Origin of the sequence: Lachnoclostridium sp. MSJ-17, assembly GCF_018918205.1 — a bacterium.
GTDB lineage: Bacteria > Bacillota > Clostridia > Oscillospirales > Acutalibacteraceae > Ruminococcoides.
Map to the genome: position 1 here is coordinate 1 of NZ_JAHLQB010000126.1, position 2,896 is coordinate 2,896.

Annotated in this window: 2 protein-coding genes and 1 pseudogene; all 3 read left to right on the top strand. The window is 37.8% G+C overall.

The genetic code is table 11. The annotated features are described in order from the left end of the window. Positions 1-241 precede the first annotated feature (241 nt). Entirely contained in the window at positions 242-1,204 is a 963-nt protein-coding gene (locus KQI64_RS10295) for a DUF2268 domain-containing protein (protein WP_216524667.1), read from the top strand. Continuing rightward, positions 1,188-1,913, top strand: a complete 726-nt coding sequence (locus tag KQI64_RS10300; protein WP_092979412.1) for a MerR family transcriptional regulator — start codon at positions 1,188-1,190, stop codon at positions 1,911-1,913. Before KQI64_RS10295 ends, KQI64_RS10300 begins: the two co-directional genes overlap by 17 nt. A gap of 576 nt (positions 1,914-2,489) precedes the next feature. Then, a pseudogene (locus KQI64_RS10305) lies at positions 2,490-2,896 on the top strand (reverse transcriptase domain-containing protein); the annotation flags it as partial.

The window sequence follows — 2,896 nt, forward strand, 5'->3', positions numbered from 1 at the left end:
CTACACTTCCCCTGCGCTGTCTTGCGACAGCTACCCCTTTGTGGACTTGCCGCCCAGGAACGATTGCAGGAGCAATCATTCTTGGGCAACAAGTTTTAGAATGTTCATTGCAAATTCACACCCATGTGATAGAATAAAGAAAATGAAACTTTGAAGTTTCATCAGATAAATATTTGGAAAAAGTCTTGACTCCTACGTTGCGTAATAGTTTAAAGTGTACTTATCGATAGGAGGAAATGATATGCATGAATTTATAATAGAAATAGTAAAATCAGATGAGATTTATCGAAAGATAGCAAATGCATCGTTAGAGAAGAAAGATGATATATATCGCTATGACTTTATGAAAAAATTTGAAAAGAAATGGGATATGTATCACTGTCCGTTGAAAGCAAAACAATCTGGCGGATATGATGTGGTGATGGCAAGCGGTATGTTAGGATATTTATTGCCACAAAAAATAGGAGACACAGAACAAAAATATATTGCAGAATTAGCAGATGAAAAGTTATGGACGGATTGCGTGGCATCTATTGAAAGCTCTCTTATGACATTTGTTAGTCATGGAATAGATTTGAAGGTTAAAGAGTATATGTTTACATTGATGCTCGCAGATCCATCAAGTCCCTATTCGGTGATGAATGATGGTTATTGTGGTGATGGTGGAATTCCGGGATACATATTTGGATCATTAGTACCTTCTGAAACGACAAAAACAAGGATTCCAGTTGTATTAGCTCATGAGACGAATCATAATGTAAGATTTCAATATATAAAGTGGAGTAATGAAATATCATTAGCAGAATATATGATTTGTGAAGGATTGGCAGAAAATTTTGCAGTAAAACTTTACGGTGAAGAGAACTTAGGACCATGGGTTAGTAAAACTGACCAGGAAATGTTAAATGAATATATTAAGCCACTTATCCAGGACGCTTTAGAAGTGCAAGGATTTGACAATATTACATCATATATGTATGGAGATGAAATGGCAAAATTACAAAATTATATTCCGGTGGGTATGCCTTATTGTGCTGGGTATGCATGCGGATATTATATGGTGAAATATTATTTGGATAAAACTGGAAAAGATATTGTTGACGCAACAATACTTCCAGCAGAAGAAATTTTGAAAGAAATAGATGGATTTTGGAGTGAAACGACCATTATTCGGAAAGGAAATACCTATGAGGACAGTAAATGAGGTAAGTAAGCTAACAGGAGTAAGTATACGTACCCTTCAGTACTATGATAGTATCGGACTGTTAAAACCAACTGAGTATACAGAGGTAGGATACCGTTTGTATGATGAAGAAGCATTAGAAAGGTTGCAACAGATTTTATTGTTTAGAGAATTGGAATTTCCACTGAAAGAAATCAAAGATATTATATATAATCCTAAATTTAATAAGGAAAAAGTATTAGAGCAGCAAATAGAACTTTTGGTATTGAAGAAGGAACATATAGAAAATTTGATTGATTTTGCTCGAAGAATAAAAACGATGGGAGTAAATAAGACGTATTTTAAAGTATTTGATAAAAAAAAGATGGAAGATTATTCAAAGCGTGCAAAGGAACAATGGGGACAGATAGCCCAGTATCAGGAATTTGAAGAAAAGACGAAAGGGGTGTCTGATACACAGCAGAAGGATGTAATCAATCGTTTTATGCTTATTTTTACAGAGTTTGGCAAGATAAAAGAATTAGATACGTCCTGTGATACGGTTCAATTACAGGTGAAAAAATTGCAGGATTTCATCACAGAGAATTATTACACCTGTACAAAAGAAATTTTATCAGGTCTGGGAAAGATGTATGCAAGTGGCGGAGAATTTACCGAAAACATTGATAGCTATGGTGGAGAAGGAACTGCTCTGTTTACAGCAAAAGCAATTGAGATATATTGCAAATAAGAGAGCGCAACTTTCAGTTTGAGCGTTTGAAGCACACATTACAATTTAATCTTGTGTTTTGTGTTATACTTTTGGAAAGATAAATCGGAATTGTGCGCCCAGACGAAGGGCGGATAGTCTAGCAGGTGAGAAGCCTGCACGGAAAGGTTTAGCCAACCACCGTTAGCGAGTCTTGTGCTGTAAACAGTAATGTTTACAGTAAAGCGTAGACAGCGAGGAAGTGGGGTTACAGGGTGATGGAGCCTCGAAATTTTACCATTCGGAGGGCTGACGCTTTAATTCCAGCGGAAAGCAAAATGTGTAAATCGTTAGGGCGAGATGAAACACACCTCTGCGGGGTCAAAGAGCCAATCACGCTTCACATAGTGACTATCCAGTCAACTGGGGAGAGCCTGTATTTTCTTCAATAAGAAGTATGATGGAACGACGGTAAAACGGAGAAAGTCAGATGAAATACAGGCAGTCGGACAGCTTCATAGTACCGAAGAAGTCGGGTAATGCCGACAGAGGGAAGGGAGTTGCATAATAAAGGTCTTTCTGAGGACACATTAGCCGTACTCAGGGACGGAGGAACTAATGGAAACGAAATTGGGAAGAATAGCATCGAAGTCAGCAAATACAAAACGACCTGAGTTTACGTCGCTGTACCATCTCATCAACAAAGAAATGCTAATGCAATGTCATAGGGAACTGGACGGAAGCAAAGCTGTCGGTATAGACGAAGTTACCAAAAGAGAATACAATGAAAATCTCGAAAGTAACATCGAAAGCCTTGTAGACAGACTGAAAAGGAAAGCCTACAAACCGCAGCCTTCGCTGAGAGTATACATTCCCAAAAGCAACGGCAAAATGAGACCGCTGGGTATTGCGTGCTACGAGGATAAGATTGTACAATTAGCATTGAAGAAGATTCTTGAAGCGATATACGAACCAAAATTTCTGAATTGTATGTATGGATTCAGACCAAACAGGAGCTGTCATAC

Bases quoted from the DNA above. Each gene is read 5' to 3' on its own strand.
- KQI64_RS10295 (WP_216524667.1), top strand. From the start codon at position 242: ATGCATGAATTTATAATAGAAATAGTAAAATCAGATGAGATTTATCGA.
- KQI64_RS10300 (WP_092979412.1), top strand. From the start codon at position 1,188: ATGAGGACAGTAAATGAGGTAAGTAAGCTAACAGGAGTAAGTATACGT.